Origin of the sequence: Gluconobacter kanchanaburiensis NBRC 103587 (assembly GCF_007988905.1) — a bacterium.
Classification (GTDB): domain Bacteria; phylum Pseudomonadota; class Alphaproteobacteria; order Acetobacterales; family Acetobacteraceae; genus Gluconobacter; species Gluconobacter kanchanaburiensis.
The window spans coordinates 94529-111587 of record NZ_BJVA01000002.1; the positions used below are offsets into that span (position 1 = coordinate 94529).

Consider the following 17059-nt stretch of genomic DNA (forward strand, 5'->3'; position numbering starts at 1 on the left):
TCAGTTCCCTGTACTGTTCCGGGAGGACGTTTCCTGGTCGAGACCGGCGAGCGTGGCGTCGTATTCCTGCGCGTTCAGCAGACCGGTATGGACCGAGAAAGACGCCTTCTGGCCGGGTGAGAGCTGCCGGACATTGCCCTTGCGGCTTTCCGCCAGATACCCTTCCGGATCGCAGGTGGCGGGCAGAACGAACCCCGCGACATGATAGTCGGGGTCGTGAAGGACCCAGCGCGTTGCATGCGTGAAGTCTTCCGGCGCGTAGCGGGTATAAAAAGCGGCGCCATCAGGATGTCTGAGAAAGAAATGGGCATTGCCGCCCTGATCGGTGCCGACATCCCCGAGAAAGCTGACGATCTCCGGTTCATACATCGCCGGGGAGTCGAGTTTCCGCATCAGCCGCGGGTCCCTGGCCAGTTTCGCGATATAATCGCGCCACTGATCGGTGGGATGGACATGGGCAGGCACACTGGTGCGGACCCTGATCTCTCCGACGCCCAGAGGCTCCACGAAAGTGCCGTCAGGAACATAGGCGTAATTGGCATGGGCCATATACATGAGGTCCATGGATTTTCCGCCCCGGTTGAGGACGTCCATTCCGATGTCGAAGGTCGCCTCCCCTGCGCGCAGGGTGACGGACGGCGTTGCGTCATAACGGTTTCCGAAACCTTCGACGTGCCGGTAAATCCCGCCCAGCGTCAGGGCTGAACCGTCTTCGCTGATTTCAAGCCAGGCCTCGTCCATCCGGGCACAGGGCATCTCTCCGTGCAGCGGATGAGTGTCGTCCGGGCCGGGACAGCCGTTCCGCAGCAGGCCCGCATGAAACATGAAACAACCATATGTGCCGAGGATCGTCGGGCTCGGCACCGGCTGGTCGAAAACGGACGTCATGCGCAGGTCCTGCCCGTCAAAAACAGCCGACCAGATCATCTGCCCCATGAACGGCAGAATAATCAGGCCGCCCCGCTCATTTTCGAGCGAGACGGCAATTACACCGGACGGATAGGTCCAGCCGCTGACGGTAAAGGCACCGGATCGAAGCAGCGTGCGCTTTTCAAAGCCAAAAGTGCTTCTGTCGAGAGGAATATGGATCGTCACAGACACTTACTCCGCAGGCACCAGAGGCGAGACAGGCAGGGTGCGGGCGATCGGGCGCCTGTCGCAGTAACGACCGAACATCACAATCACGACGAAGCAGACGAGCGGCACGATATAGGCCATCTGCATATTGCCGCCCGAGGCGTCGGAAATCAGGCCCTGAATGAGCGGCAGCACACCGCCGCCCACGATGCTCATGACCAGAATGGAACCGCCAATGGCCGTATCCTTCCCGAGCCCTTCGATCGTCAGGCCATAGATCGTGGGCCATGCCGGTCCCAGGAAAACGCTGACGGCGACGGCCGCATAAACGGCGGAAATATTGGGGACAAGAATGACGTAGAGCAGGATCGCGATGCACATCACGGAATACAGGGTCAGCACGCGGGCGGCCGACATGCGCTTCATGAGAACGTTGGCGATCATTTTTCCGAGGAAGTAGGCCGCGAACGTTCCCATCAGGAACCATGAGGCATCATGTTCGTGCATGTGCCCGAGTTGCATCGCCAGGCGGATGGTGAAGCTCCACACACCGACCTGTGCCCCGACATAGAGGAACTGGGTCGCGACCCCGAACACGAATCGCTGGTTCCGGAACAGCCGTCCGAGGGTCTTGCCAATACTGGAAAAATGCTCGTCCTCGGCGCCTGTGGCCGTGTGATACAGGCCCTTGCAGGCCGGATAGCGCGTGCAGACGATCAACACGAAAATCACGATCAGAACGGCGATCATCCATTTGTAGGGGACAAGCGTGTCCTGGATCATGGCCAGCTGCTGCTGGGCAGACGTCATGCCGGCCGTAGCGGGAGCAGGCTCATGGAACATGGCATGGCTGCCGACGAACACCCCCGTAATCGCACCAAAGGGATGAAATGTCTGGGAGATGTTCAGCCGGCGCGTACTGCCCTCGCGGGGGCCGAGAAGCGTGGAATAGGTGTTGCTCGAGGTTTCCAGAAAGGACAGGCCCGCGGCAATGACGAACAGCGCGCCAAGGAACATTTCATATCGGGCGAAATAGGCGGCGGGAAAAAACAGGCAGCAACCGACCATGTACAGCCCCAGCCCGAACAGGATCGTCGCCTTGTAGCTGAAGCGGCGGACAAAAAGGGCCGCCGGGATCGCAAGGAAAAAATAGCCCAGATAGAAAGCCGACTGGACGAAAGCCGTCTGAAAGTCCGAAAGGACGAAAGCTTTCTTGAAATGCGCGATCAGCACGTCGTTCATGCTGGCGGCCGCGGCCCACAGCGAAAAAATACAGCATAGCAGGATGAAGGCGAACCAGGGCGTACGGTTCAGATACAGCCCGTCGGGGGTTTGTTGGATCGGCTCTTGATTCATGATTGACCTCGGTCGGCCGGGCGCGACGTGCCCATGTGCGTGTGATGTTTCAAAATCTGGTCAGGCGGCGGTGCGCTGGTCCCGGAACCGTTCGAAAGCGGCGCTGTCCGGATAGGAGGACTGCGTGCCGAAGGCCGTTACGGAGCATGCGGAATAGGCGACGGCCTCTTCCATGGCCGTGCGGATATCGTGAGTTTCACTCCAGACTTTCGCGAAACAGCCGACGAACGCATCTCCAGCGCCGGTTGTATCAACCGCGTTCACCCGGCAGGCAGGAATGTGCCATTCACCTTCGCAGCCAACATAGAGTGCGCCTTTTTCGCCCAGTGTCGCGATGATGTGTGTGCAGCCATTGTCAACCAGGCTGCGGGCCGCGGCCTGTGCCGTTTCAAGAGAGGTAACAGGCATCCCGCTCAGCAGCGCCAGTTCCGTTTCGTTCGGTGCAAGGAAATCCAGCTTTGCCAGACGTGCCGGATCCAGCCCCGCGACGGCGGGAGCGGGATTGAGTAGTACGGGAATCCCGTGTTCGGCGGCGAAATCGATGGCCGCATAGACGACCTCAATCGCAATTTCGAGTTGAAGAACGATCAGCGACGACTGCTTCAGAGCATCGGCGGCATCCTTGATCGCGATGGCATCCATCGCGGCGTTGGCCCCCTTGATGATGAGGATGCTGTTGCCGGAATCCGGTCGCACAAAAATAGGGGCAACGCCGCTGGAGGCGCCGGGCACTTTCCGGACATGGCGCGTATCGATGCCGCAGGCCTGTAGATTGGCGATCGTGCCGTCGGCGAAGAAATCATCGCCGACGCGTGTGACGAAGACCACATCCGCGCCCAGCTTCGCAGCCGCGACTGCCTGATTGGCGCCCTTCCCCCCACAGCCCAGCGAAAAACGGGGCGCTTCGAGCGTCTCACCCGCTTCCGGCATCCGATCTACATATGTGATCAGATCGACCATGTTGCTCCCGATAACAGCGATACGATTCATTGATCCCACCTTTCCGAATCCTCTCGGACGGTGTGATACATAACATTAGAATTCCGCCTGTCATCACATTTTATAGTTATAAATATAACTCTATAACGTTACCATTTAGGCTATGTTGATTTCCCAATCCGGACAGCTCCCGGTCCACCGCCATTCATATCAATGCATAAAAATGATATATCGGACTGAAGACTATAAATTCAGTGCATCTGATGGAGATGACATGGGCATTCTGGAACGCAGCCATCTGACGATCATTCGGGAAGTGGCGCGTGAGGGTTCGCTTACCGCGGCAGGTGCGCGCCTCAACCTGACGCAACCGGCTCTCAGTCATGCCGTCCGCAAGATCGAGATGCAGCTTGGTGTAAAAATCTGGCGTCGAGAGGGGCGGACGCTCGTTCTGACGCAGGCGGGGCAATGGCTTTTATCGCTTGCGAACCGCCTTCTGCCGCAGTTTTCACTGGCCGAGCAGCGGCTGGAACAGTTTGCCAATGGCGAGCGTGGAACGCTGCGGATCGGGATGGAGTGTCATCCCTGCTATCAGTGGCTTCTCAATGTCGTCTCACCCTATCTCGAACGCTGGCCGAAGGTGGACGTTGATGTGCGGCAGAAATTCCAGTTTGGCGGGATTGGGGCCCTGCTGGGAAACGAAATTGATATTCTTGTAACGCCGGATCCGCTTCACAAACCGGGCCTGAACTTCACGCCGGTGTTTGATTACGAACTGGTTCTGGTGGTGGGCCACGGTCACAGGCTGTATGGCACGCCGTCCGTCACTCCCGAGCAGCTTGCCAGCGAAACACTGATTACCTATCCAGTGCCTCCCGAACGTCTGGATATCTATACCCAGTTTCTTCAGCCGGCCGGTATTGCGCCTCGTCAGCAGAAGCAGATCGAAACCACGGATATCATGCTGATGATGGTAGCCCATGGACGGGGGGTGGCGGTTCTTCCGCGCTGGCTGGTCGATGAATATGCACCACGCTTCGATCTGCATGCCCTGAAGCTCGGGGACGAGGGCATTGCGAAACAGATCTTCCTTGGTCGGCGCGAGACAGACGACGATATCGAATATCTTACCGATTTCGTAAAATCTGCCTCCGAACCCGGAGCCGTCGTCTGACAGCATCGCATATGCCTAAAGGCGCGGAGTGGGTGAGGCCACCCCGCGCCTTTAGAACGACCGCAGAACTGGAAAGATCAGGCCGCAAGTTCTTTCCGGACGATCTCGGCACCGGCGCACAGAGCATCCAGCTTGCCTCTCGCAACGCGACGTGACAGGGGTGCCATCCCGCAGTTGGTGGACGGATAGAGCTTGTCGGCGTCCACGAACTGCAAGGCCTTTCGGAGCGTCGCAGCGACTTCTTCAGGCGTCTCGACGGTGTTCGTCGCCACGTCGATGGCGCCGACCATGACCTTCTTGCCGCGAATGAGTTCGATCAGATCCATCGGAACGCGGGAATTTTGACATTCCAGGGAGATCAGATCGAGGCTCGACTGCTGGAGTTTCGGGAAAATCTCCTCGTACTGACGCCACTCGGACCCGAGGCCTTTTTTCCAGTCGATATTCGCCTTGATGCCGTATCCATAGCAGATATGGACAGCCGTCTCACACTTGAGACCTTCGACCGCGCGCTCAAGGGCGGCGATGCCCCAGTCATTGACTTCATCAAAAAAGACATTGAATGCGGGCTCGTCAAACTGGACGATGTCCACACCCGCAGCTTCGAGTTCCCGGGCTTCCTGATTGAGGATCTTCGCAAATTCCCAGGCGAGTTTCTCGCGGCTGCCGTAATGGGCGTCGTGCAGCGTATCGATCATCGTCATCGGGCCCGGAAGCGCCCATTTGATAGGCTTGTCCGTGAGCTTGCGCAGATATTTCGCGTCCTCGACGAAGACGGGCTTCTCACGTGTCACCGCGCCCACAACGGACGGCACACTCGCTTCGTAACGATTACGGATCTTGACCGTCTGGCGGTTTTCGAAATCGACGCCATCAAGATGTTCGATGAACGTCGTGACGAAATGCTGGCGTGTCTGTTCTCCGTCACTGACGATGCTGATCCCCGCACGATCCTGATCGTCGAGTGTCAGACGGAGGGCGTCCTGCTTGCCTTCGACAAGCTCTTCGCCTTCCAGTCTCCAGGGGGACCAGAGCGTTTCCGGCTTCGCGAGCCAGGACGGCTTGGGCAGACTACCAGCGGTAGAAGTGGGAAGCAGTGTTTTCACGATTGATGACCTTGTGTTTTCGATTGATCAGGCAGGAAACCGGGCAGACCACTGCTCGAGAATGTCGCGATGTGGCCTGATGAAGGTTTCTTCAGTGAAGCGCCCCTGCTCGATAGCCAGTCTGCTGCGTTCCTCGCGATCATAGATGATGCGCGTTGTGGAATAGTCCTGATGGCCGAGGCTTGGACGGTAACAAGCCGCGGCCGGCGAGTTGGCGTTATAAATTTCCGGGCGGTAGACCTTCTGGAAGGATTCCATCGTGCTGATGGTGCTGATCAGCTCAAGGCTGGAATAATCGGCCAGAAGATCGCCGAAGAAATAGAAAGACAGCGGCGCAGAGCTGCCTTCAGGCATGAAATACCGGACCTTCATGCCCATTTTCCCGAAATACTGATCCGTCAGGGAAAATTCCCGCTGCTCATATTCGGCGCCGAGGATCGGGTGATGGTTGCCTGTCCTGTGATAGGTCCTGTTGCTGGACACACTGAGGCAGATTACCGGCAGCTTTCCGAACTTCTCCCGATAGGCCGGAGACTGCACGAAAGCCTTGAAAAGATTGCCGTGTAGGTCTCCGAACCGGTCGGGAACCTGGAATTCGGTGCTGTCGCGGTTATGTTCCAGAAGAAGAACACTGAAATCATAGTCCCGAACATAAGACGAGAAATTGTTTCCGGTCATTCCCGGAATACGAAGTCCCGTGACGTTATCGATGATGGACGTGTTGAGGATTTCGATCAGGGGAAAGGTTTCAGCAGTGCCACCAAATGCCGTTTTCATGTCCACCGACACGATATCGAGCTCGATCGCATACCGGTCAGCCTGCGGATTATCCCAGGACGCCAGTGCATTGAAGCGGTTATCAATCATGCGGAGAACATTACGCAGGTTTTCCTGACGGTGTTCCCCTCTGGCCAGATTGGCGAAATTGGTTGTCAGACGTGTATTTGCAGAAGGAACATAGTCCTCGTCAAACCTGAGCATTTTTACTTCAAATGAAATATTCGTGGACATTTCCGTCTCTATCCCATCCCCGGAAATACACCTAACCCTCTACCGGACTTATACGGCATGGTAGGCGCATTTCATTTAACCGGCAGAGAGCTTCATGCCGTTTTATGTTGCCGACGTTGAGGAGGGTTATGCCGGAACCTTTCATTGAACAAAAATGATTTTATTTCATAAATGTATGAATTTCGTTCATGCGGTTCTGAATGACGATTTTTAATCGACATCCGAAAGGTCCGGAAAAAGCCACGGATTGTGATCTGATAGCGATTATTTCATCTACAAAACATGTATAACAATAATTCGTTGCAATCAGGATCCGTACGCCTTGCAGCATCCCCTCGCAGGTCACAGCCAGTTGGTGGGTATATTGGTGATCGGGGTCTGGGCAGCAGGAATCTGGCGTGAGGGCGAGCAGAAACCCTGACAGACGCGCCGGGTTCGCGTGTCATTCTCTACAACATCCTATTGCTGGCTAGTTCGGAGATACTGGCGGACTTCGGCAAAATCGTCGCGAACAACAAGGTGAACGTCGCCTCCGCATCTTTCGACGAAGGCGAAAACGCCTATAGCGATCCTCTTCCCGCCAGGGACCCGTTCGGGATCAACAATGCCCTATGCCGAAACGGCGGGTACTTCACAGAGCGCCTCCAATCCGGAACGGACGACGCCTGCGCCACATCTTTCAGTAGAATTCGAGATTGTCCGCCTGAAGCCAGGCCGTCGAACCCGGTGCGCAGGACAGGCCGATTTCGATATCGGTGATATCCCGCCCCGTCCATTCACGCCGGTGGGGATTGACCGTGGCCGTCAGCCCGGAGAACGGAATCCGGATTTTCTGCCACCGATCCGAGAGTGGGAAAGAGCTCGACCAGGACGCTCCGACCGTGCCGTTCGCAGTCAGGCTGGCCTTGCAGGCCGCACCACGGACCTGAAAGGCAATTCCGTGATACGACGAGACGTCCACGGGCAGGACCGCCCCCGCTGACAGTGGGACGGACACACCAGCATAAGGCGTTTTCTGCTGCGCCATGACGGCGGTGATGAACAGCACATGCCCCTTGCCGCCATCACGCAGCATGACGCCGGAGACCTCCACCGTACGATCCGGCCCGCGATCCATCGTATTGGTCCGCAGCGTGTCGAGAGACGAACGCCCGTCCGGCCGCTCGAAATCATCGACCAGTTTCGCGGCTTTTTTCGGTGCGGGCCAGCCAGGCCTTGCGGCTGCAGGAGGCGCATCGAGCCCGTACAATGGCTTTCCGTCCACCATGGTCATCGCGACATTATGGATGTCGGCAATCCTGTTCCAGGGTCTGCCGTCGAAAACCGTGATATCGGCACGCATCCCGACGGCAATTACGCCCCGGTCCCGGTCCTGTCCGATCAGGACAGCGCTGGAATGCGTCGCAGCCGTGAGGGCCTGCGCCGGTGTGAGACCGGCACGGACCAGAAGCTCAAGCTCATGCAATGTCGACAGGCCATGCGGGGTTGCGGGCATCCCGGCATCCGTACCCACGCCGATGACAACGCCGGCACGGAAGAGCTTGCGGACATTGCGCAGGGCATTGTCGAACAAGGTCGTGTTCGCAACGACCTTGTGACCGGAAGAGTGAACCCATTTGTCCGGATCAAAAACCGAGAGTGTCGGGATTTCACCCATCCCGCTGTCCCGGATGAAACGGACTTCGGCATCAGTCAGCACCCGGTCCTGAAGACCATGCGCCAGCGAATCAACCTTTGCCCGCGCCGCAATCAGCCCCCGTTCGACGGTCAGGGTATGGGTCATGACCTTGAGACCATTGGCATGCGCCTCCGCCACGGCGGCGGCCAGCGTGGCCTCGTTCATGCTGGTATTGTCGGGCATGCGGTTGTAACGCCAGCCATCCGAGAAGATCTTGATAAGGTCCGGATGATAGGCCACGACCGCGTCGATCGCCGCCTTGGCGCTGTCCGGCGAGTTGATCCAGCGCGTGGTATTCTGGTCCGCCCAGTCCGCTCCATGGCCACCTGGCGTGCTGATCCGGGCGGCGAAATTGACATGCGGCGCCTCAAGCGTCGCAAGCCAGGCCCGCAGCGGTGCATAGGCTTCAGGCGCCTCGTTGAAATCGCTGACGGTGGTCACGCCCGAACTCAGATAGGCCGCGGCAATGGACGGAAAATCGGACGGCTCTCCCGCAACGGTCCAGTGCGTATGAAGATCGTACAGCCCCGGCGTAACGGCCATGCCATGCACATCAATGACATGCGCATCGGACGGGACGGGAAGATCTTTTCCCAGTCCGGCGATCCGTCCGTCACGGATGACAATCGTCTCGTGCACCGCAGGCGCGCCCGTTCCGTCGAATACCAGCCCTCCCACGATCGCGGTCGTCTCCGCCATCGTCAGCGGCGCCATCGCGAGCATCAGGACCGTTCCGAGGCCCATGGTCATCAGGTTGCGTTTCATCATGAGCGTCTTTCTGTTCTTGACGGTCAGGGTTACAAGGGGCGTACGACCGGATCAGATGGGGGCATCTTCCGACAGCCATCCGCCCTCACCGCCGATGGGTGTTCCGGGCGGGATATTGGCCGCGGGTCGCGCCGTTTTGGTGGCTTCGCGGCCCAGTCGCGCCTGATCCTTCAGCAGGGCGCCCATTTCCTGGCACCATACGGCATCATCGCCCTGCCCGCTCACCGCAGTGAACCGTCCACCAAGCTGCCGGATGGCCCCCGACAGCGCCAGGGCCACATCCGGCGTCGTATGAGGGTCGTCGCGTGTCTGCGCTATGCTGAGGATGGTCCGGTATGCGATGCGTCTCTCAAGGGTCGTCTGGTGGCGGGAGGCGACCTCCGACGTCAGACGACCCAGCAGATCATCCAGGCCCGGAAGGGCCGGGTCACGGGCATGCTGGAGCACCAGCCGTTCCAGACGGCTTGGAGCCAAAAGGGAATGCAGAGTGATTTCCGCCGCCGTTTCCGCAGCGTTGAGCGGATCGAAAGTCGAGGATCCCGCCATCCGGAAGACTTCAGTATCATACTGGGGGTCGGGGTTGCCGTTCACCCCCGACGACAGCATGAGCGTCAACGCGGGCGAAATCCCCAGTACTTTGGGCGACAGCGTCTGCAACAGGGCGTCGATTGCCTCGCGCTGCTGCCCGCCATCAACCGAGACAGGAAGCGGGCTCTGACCGTCCACCACGGCATAACGGTAATCAAGTCCGCCAATCAGCTTGCCGACAGCCTCGACGTCGTAACGGTGCACCAGCCACAGCGGCACGAATTTGCGCCGGAGATCGGACAGCCGTTCGCCGGGGTGCAGGACGTGGGGTCCGAAACGGGACAGTGCGATTTCCCGGATCTTCAGCATCTGCTTCAGATCCGCAGGCGTATCGGCGCCATCGGTCCACATATTGTTTCCGGCCATCGCGGAATCACTGTCCCGTCCGTCGATGTCGGTTCCGAAACGCAGTCCCTGCGCCTCGATCGCGTGGGCCTTACGGGCGGCGGCCACGTCAGGATCCTCGCCCGCTCCGGGCTGGCCGTACAGCCAGTCGATGGCATAACGGTCCCAGACGCCGACGCCTTTTGCGTAAGCGTCCGAGAAATCCAACCGGTCTCCCACGATTCCGATCCGGGGGCCGGGATAATCCATTACCGATGCCCGGTTCTGCGTGCTGGCGTGGAAGTTATGCACGAGACCCAGCGTGTGACCCACTTCGTGGACGCCGAGCTGTCGCAGCCGGTCGAGCGAAATTTTCACGGGATCGTCCGCACGGCCCGTGTTTTCATTCTCCGTTCCCGCGAGGGCTTCGAAAATGATGATATCCTGACGCAGACGCAGGCCTTCGAGAACCACATTGCCGCGGATGACTTCACCCGTCCGGGGGTCGATCACGCTTATCCCGTAGGAATAGCTGCGGGTCTGGCGTTCATTCCAATTGACGATGTTATAGCGGACATCCTGCGGATCCACTCCGGACGGCAGGATCCTGACCTGAAAGGCGTCAATATAGCCTGCGGCCTCGAACGCCTGGTTCCACCACGCCACCCCTTCTGCCAGAGCGGAGCGCACCGGCTCAGGGGCGGCGTTGTCAATATAGTACACAATTGGCTTGACGACCCGCGAGCGCGGCGCAGACGGATCGGTTTTGACCAGCCGGAAACGGTTGGCGTACTCGATCAGGACATTCTGCCCCAGCGGTGCCCCAAAATCATATACTGCCGTCCCATGACTGCCAGAGCGGATGTCCAGTCTACGCGGTACATATCCCGGGCCGGGAAGCCGCACGAGCGAGTGATGGACGATGAAACTGATCTGATGGGGGTCGGGGGAAAGCTGGCTGATTTCCTTGCCCGGAGCGTCGGAGGCGAAAGTGAGCACAGCTTCGGCCTCCACGTTGTCGGTAAAGGCCTTCACCGTGGTGGAATCGACCTGGCTCAGGGCGGGAACCTGATGGAAGCCCTTCCCGCCAGACTCCACCGTATCGGGCAGCTTCATGCCGCCGCCATTCAGCGTCTCGGCAATCGCCATCGTGTCGTGCGTATAGAACGGAGACAGATCGACGACCGTTTGTCCGGACGGCCCCGTCGAGACGATATCAAGCATCGCGATGACACTGAACGGGAAGCTTCTCTTGACCCCCTCGCGAGCATCGTCGTCGCCCCGCGACATAAATTTCGGGTTCTCGAAAACAACCGCAACCCGTGATCCGATCCGGCGGAACGCGAGGATCCGGGTCGGGCCGAGCATTCCATGATCGAGACGGATATTGGCCGAGCCAATCCCGGTCCGTAGGGCGCTGGCATAAAGATAGCGCCCATAGACACCGTCGCTGTCCGGCGCGGGAAGCGTCACCAGTGTTCTGCCGTTATGCGCATCGGCATGAACGGCAAGAAGCGGCGCCTCAGTGAAGTGCTGAGCCTGATCCTGCGCCGACGCTCCCGGAACGGCACTTGCAGCGACAATGGTGCTGACGAGAAGCAGCAGGCGGAAATTCCGTACGGATCGAAAACATTTTAAAGCGAACATCAAAAATTTCCTGCATTTTCCCCAAGGGAACGCAGAGATTTTCAGAAGAAACGCCTGTCAGCTTCGAAAAAATCCACGTTCCTGCCGATACGATGCCGTGCCGGTTTCAGAAACTTGTCGTCACCGCCACACGGAAAACACGTCCGAGATAATTGTAAAGTGATTCATTGGTCTGGGCGAAAGCCGGGACGTTATTTCCATCCGGACCGTTGCCGACCAGAACCGGTTTCGAGTTCAGCATGTTGTTCATGACGAATGTCGCCCGCACCGGATGATCATAAGCCGTGAAATCATAAGCAATCGACGTATCGAAATAGACCGCGCCCTTGATACGGTTGTTATTGATCGTGCGGTGCTGGGGCGTCGAGACAGGGCAGTTCGTGGTGCACTGGACGTAATCATTGCCATACACACCGGAGCTGAAGCCGCGCGCGACAAGATTGAAGGTGAGGTCATCGACCTTGTAGAATGAGCTGATCCGGTAATTCCACTTCGGCGCACTGTAATCACCCGCCAGGCTTCCACCGTTCACACCCGCGTAGTTGATCGGATAAACGTTGTTATCAACCGTGTTGGAGATGTAATGCGTGATTTCTCCATGTACTGAGAATGAGCCCGGCAGTTTTTTCCAGATCTTGGACAGGCGGAACCGGTAGCTGGCCTCGATATCCAGTCCGCGCTCTTTCTGGCTGGCGAAGTTGAACGGCTGAAGCAGGATGCTTTGCAGGACACCATTCGAATAATGGATGTTATTGCACCATGCCGTTCCGCCGGAATAGCAAAAATCTACCGCATTCTGACCGGTCACAGTTCCGATCGCGTTGCTGATATTGATGCTGTAATAATCAAAGGACGCCATAAATCCGGGCAGGAAACGCGGGCTGATGACCGTTCCCACAGTCCAGGTGTTGGACGTCTCCGGGGAAAGGTTGCGATTTCCGGTCCGGATCTGTGTGAAAGGCTGCGATCCGGGATCGGGGGAGTTTGCAGGCAGGACGACCGTGTTGTTCAGCGACGTGCCTGCGGCATAAAGCTCATTCAGGTTGGGCGCACGGATATCGTGGCTATAAGTCCCACGGAACTTGATGTCCTGAATGGGCGCATAGGTAGCCCCCGTCTTCCAGGTCTCGACGCTTCCGGATGTGGAATAATCCGTATACCGCCCGGCACCATTGATATCGACGCCTTTCAGAACGGGCAGGTCAAGCTCCACATAACCTTCCTTGACATTGTAGGAGCCCTTGTTGGCCAGAAAGTTGCCGTACTGCCAGCCTGACTGATAGGCGGAGTTCACATAACCGGACACGGACTCACGGCGCCAGTCTCCGCCCATGGCAATAGCGGCATTTCCGCCCGGCAGGTGGAACATGTCTCCGCCGATATCGAAGGAGGCGACGTGCTGCTGGAGAACCTGTTCGCGCGCCGGCTGTCCTGTCTGGCCACCATAAATATAGTTCAGCGCCGCAGCGGACGGGCCACTCGTTCCCAGTCGGTCAATGGGCACGCAGCCGTTGCCGGGATTGGTGATCGTGGACCGGCACATGATCTGCCCGTTATGCATCACCGCATCCTGGGCCAGAGCCATGCGGGAAAGATTCCATGTATTCTTCAGACGGATATCGTCGAGCGTCCGACCATACTGATAGTACCAACCCCAATGCCAGTTATTGCCTGCAAACTTGAACTTCCCGTTCATGCCGCCGACATAGCGGAAGACCTGGCGGCTTACATCGCTGCCCGGCACCGGGAAACCCGCATTACTGGTTCCCATGTTGAAAGAATTCAACCCCGCAGCCGCCATCTGGCTGGCAACCTGGGAGTAATCCCGGTTCAGATAGGCATTATCGCGATTGATCGTTACACCGGTGCTGGGGGTCTGCTGATAATAGCTGCTCCCGATATATTTATTCCAGGAAAACTGGCCGAAGATCTCGGTATGCTCGCTGATGTCATAGGACGTACGGTTGAAGACACTGATCCGTTCCTCGCTCGGTGTGAGCGAATTTGTCCCGACATGTCCTTTCAGGGTCTCGTCCGTATCCCCGCCGATCATGTAAGGGCTGGAAGCCGTACTTCTTACCCCATATTTGAGCTGACCTGTCTGGCCGGGCGCACCGAAATAAGTTCCTGCAAGCGGGCCAGAACTGATCAGGCCACCTGACGTATATGTAGACGGCCCGAAGCCCGACCCCACCAGACGCTGGGGCTGCCCATTGGTAGCGGTATAGGTAGGGTTATTGATCTGGAAGTATCCGCTGTCGTTCCAGGAACGGTCGATCGTATCGACGCCGAACTGCTGATAATACTGCGCATCAAGCAGGACATGAAGTTTCCCGTTCAGGAACGTCTTTCCCATCGTTGCATTGAGCGTATAGTTCGGATCATCCGCATAGGTCGTGAAGCCTGTATTCGCTGACAGTTTCAGACCTGAGAATTTCTTGTTCAGGACAAAATTGACGACACCTCCTACCGCATCCGAACCATACTGCGCGGAAGCGCCTCCCGTGACGACTTCCACGCGCTCAACAAGATTCTGAGGAATGGTATTGACGTCCACCAGTCCGGTAATCGAGGACGCAACGGACCGCTGACCATCGATCAGGATCAGGGTACGGTTCGCACCGAGACCACGCAGGTTGACAGCATTGATACCGGCAAGGCCTGATGACAAAAATCCAGAACTGGTCGCGGATGTGCTCGCCTGAGTTACAGCAGGTAGCTGGTTCACCAATTCCGAAATATTGGCGGGAACCTGCGCGGCGATATCTTCCCGACCGAGAACCGTGACCGGAGTGGGCGAACTGAAGCCGTTACGGACAATATGGCTACCCGTCACCGTCACCTGTTCGGCTGCGCCACCGTTGACTGAAGCAACCTTGTGCAGTGCTTTCCTGCGAGAACTGGCACTGGTCGTCGTCGCATGCGCAGATTTAGATTCGGATACGGAATGTTCTGAAGAATTTTTTTTCTTTTCAACAACTGACGGAGCGTCAGCCCCTTTCACTTCAGCGGCACAGACAGCTGTCATCGGCAGGACACACAGGATCGACGTTGAAAGGAGAGAGCGAGAAAAAAGACCCAGCGGGAATCCTGATTGCGCCATGGGAGTAAAGCCCTATGCTTGATAGTATGAAAATAAAATTTACATACATTACAATGCAGAAACAACTAGAATTGTTCCGCAGTCGCGCTTTGTCGTGATGGCGTTCCGGGAAGCAAAAGGCGGTCTGCCGGAGGGCCTTCCCGACAGACCGCCTTTTGCTGCTTCAGGTCTCGGAGGCGTCCGGTTCCGGAGTGTTCGCTGCACAGGCGGCGCCGAAGAATGAGACTGGCGTTCTGGCTTCTTCATTAACATGCAGGCTGAACACGTCCGGACGGGCGTAATGCCCGGCAACATCCAGATCGTATTTGCCACGGATAATGTCATCGAGGTCGATATCAGCTGTCAGAATTGCCTCGCGATCATGGACCGGTCCTGCAATGATTTCTCCCAGCGGGCTGACGATGACACTACCGCCCCGGATGAGGACGGTCTGCGGGTCGCTCCCCTGATGACAGACATAGTCTTCCGGCGCGTCCCCTCGGGTCATGAACTGGCAAGCACTCAGCACAAAAGTCCGCCCCTCATAGGCGATATGCCGCATGGAGGCCTGCCAGATATCACGCTCATCGACAGTTGGGGCACACCAGAGGCTGATCCCGCGGGCATACATGCTCTGGCGTAGGTCCGGCATATAGTTCTCCCAACAGATGGCAGCGCCCAGACGTCCGATTTCTGTATCGAACACGGGGATGGTGGAGCCGTCTCCCTGCCCCCAGACCAGACGTTCCGTTCCCGTCGGCATCAGCTTGCGATGTTTGCCCAAAAGCGCACCGTCGGGGCCGAAAAAGAGCGCCGTGCAATACAGGGTGGCACCGTCGCGTTCGATCACGCCCACCACCAGATGCGCCGCCATGTTCGCCGCGAAGGAGCCGATCCGGTCCGTCTCCGGCCCTGGCACCGCGATCGCCGATTTCCAGTATCGCAGATAGTCGTCCCGACCCTCGGGGAAACGGCTGCCCAGTACCGCTCCGAAATTCAGGCCCTTCGGATAGCCGCCAACATAGGCTTCAGGGAAAACTGCCAGTTTCACGCCTTGCGCCGCCGCGGCCTCACAATGCGCCTGCATGCGGTCAAGGGTGGCAGGCGTATCAAACAGGGTCGTTCCCGCCTGAATGACGGCAACGCGTAGCTTGGTCATAGATGCTCTCTCGCGTAATGGGTCGGGACGGTCGTCCGCTAATCGTCTGGCACCACCAGACGGCAAAGACGATAACAGTCCTGACACCAGACGCCAGAATCCGCCTTCAGAATTCGCTAACTATAGATGCCGGGAGTGACGGGCTCTCTTACAAAGTGACAGGGGCGCTCATGCAGGGTGTTCCCAAACACCCCAAGACGTTCCGCTCGCAATCATTGAGAACGCCCCGGCCGTGGTCAAGATTCTGCCAGAACCGGAGCGGCAAAGCGCCTGTTTTCCAACACAGGCAGGATCTTCCGGGCGTGAGCGATCCGCGCAGGGTCCAGCGTTGCGAAGCCCAGCGCCGGCGATTCTCCGAGAGCCAGCGTCACGACGCCCAGCGGATCGACAACCATGCTGAAACCTGTGTTCCGGGCACCACATTCCCCGACAGCGACGACGTAACAGGTGTTTTCGAGCGCACGCGCCACCGCCATGATTTCCCAGTGCCGCTCCTTGCCCGGCCCCCGCACCCAGGCGGCGGGCAGCAGGATAGCATCCGCGCCGGACAGGGCGAGATGACGCGCCAGTTCCGGGAAGCGGACATCATAGCAGGTCATCAGACCGACTTTCATGTCTCCGATCCGGACAATGGGCGGCAGGTCCAGTCCCGGCGAGGTCCGCTGGGATTCCTTCATGCTGAAAGCGTCATAAAGATGCAGCTTGCGATATGTAGCGAGGAAGGCGCCATCGCGCAGCACAAACTGGGTATTAAAAAAGCGTCCTTCTCCATCCGGAACGTTGACACATCCCACGACGGCGATGCCGTCGCTGGCATTGCGCAGTCCTTCCATGAACGGACCGTCCAGAGGCTGCGCCGTCCGCGGCAGAAGTTCCGGATTGTTAATGTCCTGCGCGAGAATACCCTCTGGCAGAACCAGAAGTTCGGCACCGCCTTCCCGCGCCTGCGCGATCAGATCCAGACACTGACGCTGGTTGGTTTCCCAATCCGGCGCTACGGCAAACTGTCCCAGAGCAACTTTCATAATGACGTCCTTCTCGCCCGGGTCATAACAAATGCCCCGCCATGTCCATCGTCACCATGCCTCACCGGACAGAAACCGTGAAGACGAAGACGTCGGCTTTCATGGTCTTTCAGAGCCGGAGAACG

At 58.1% G+C, this 17059-nt stretch carries 11 protein-coding genes; 1 reads left to right on the forward strand and 10 read right to left on the reverse strand.

The window, feature by feature from the left end; all coding sequences use genetic code 11:
• From GKA01_RS02130 to rbsK, 3 genes are read right to left on the reverse strand one after another with little or no spacing between them, the layout of a single operon-like run.
• Positions 1-1095: an aldose 1-epimerase family protein gene (locus tag GKA01_RS02130; protein WP_146858770.1), complete on the reverse strand. Its 1095-nt coding sequence runs from the start codon at positions 1093-1095 to the stop codon at positions 1-3.
• Between the two features lie 6 nt (positions 1096-1101).
• Positions 1102-2433 (reverse strand): L-fucose:H+ symporter permease, encoded by a 1332-nt coding sequence (gene fucP / locus GKA01_RS02135; RefSeq protein ID WP_146858772.1) that lies wholly within the window; start codon positions 2431-2433, stop codon positions 1102-1104.
• A gap of 60 nt (positions 2434-2493) precedes the next feature.
• Positions 2494-3423: a ribokinase gene (rbsK, locus tag GKA01_RS02140; protein WP_146858774.1), complete on the reverse strand. Its 930-nt coding sequence runs from the start codon at positions 3421-3423 to the stop codon at positions 2494-2496.
• A gap of 223 nt (positions 3424-3646) precedes the next feature.
• On the opposite strand from rbsK, the gene GKA01_RS02145 reads away from it, so the two are divergent.
• Positions 3647-4546 (forward strand): LysR family transcriptional regulator, encoded by a 900-nt coding sequence (locus tag GKA01_RS02145; RefSeq protein ID WP_146858776.1) that lies wholly within the window; start codon positions 3647-3649, stop codon positions 4544-4546.
• 77 nt (positions 4547-4623) lie between these two features.
• On the opposite strand, the gene GKA01_RS02150 is transcribed toward GKA01_RS02145, so the two are convergent.
• From GKA01_RS02150 to GKA01_RS02180, 7 genes are all read right to left on the reverse strand, one after another.
• Positions 4624-5652 carry a methionine synthase gene (locus GKA01_RS02150; RefSeq protein WP_146858778.1) on the reverse strand — a complete coding sequence of 343 codons (1029 nt, stop codon included), beginning with the start codon at positions 5650-5652 and terminating at the stop codon, positions 4624-4626.
• A gap of 27 nt (positions 5653-5679) precedes the next feature.
• On the reverse strand, positions 5680-6663 hold the full coding sequence (locus GKA01_RS02155; protein ID WP_146858780.1) for a DUF1852 domain-containing protein: 984 nt from the start codon (positions 6661-6663) through the stop codon (positions 5680-5682).
• A gap of 679 nt (positions 6664-7342) precedes the next feature.
• Positions 7343-9109: an amidohydrolase family protein gene (locus tag GKA01_RS02160; protein ID WP_208653387.1), complete on the reverse strand. Its 1767-nt coding sequence runs from the start codon at positions 9107-9109 to the stop codon at positions 7343-7345.
• Between the two features lie 51 nt (positions 9110-9160).
• Positions 9161-11668 (reverse strand): zinc-dependent metalloprotease, encoded by a 2508-nt coding sequence (locus GKA01_RS02165; protein ID WP_146858781.1) that lies wholly within the window; start codon positions 11666-11668, stop codon positions 9161-9163.
• Positions 11669-11774: 106 nt separating this feature from the next.
• Complete coding sequence (locus GKA01_RS02170; protein ID WP_208653388.1) at positions 11775-14504, reverse strand: TonB-dependent receptor domain-containing protein; 2730 nt, start codon at positions 14502-14504, stop codon at positions 11775-11777.
• A 430-nt stretch (positions 14505-14934) separates the two neighbouring features.
• Entirely contained in the window at positions 14935-15909 is a 975-nt protein-coding gene (locus GKA01_RS02175) for a carbon-nitrogen hydrolase family protein (RefSeq protein ID WP_146858785.1), read from the reverse strand.
• Positions 15910-16145: 236 nt separating this feature from the next.
• Positions 16146-16934 (reverse strand): deaminated glutathione amidase, encoded by a 789-nt coding sequence (locus GKA01_RS02180; protein ID WP_194265823.1) that lies wholly within the window; start codon positions 16932-16934, stop codon positions 16146-16148.
• Positions 16935-17059: the final 125 nt, after the last annotated feature.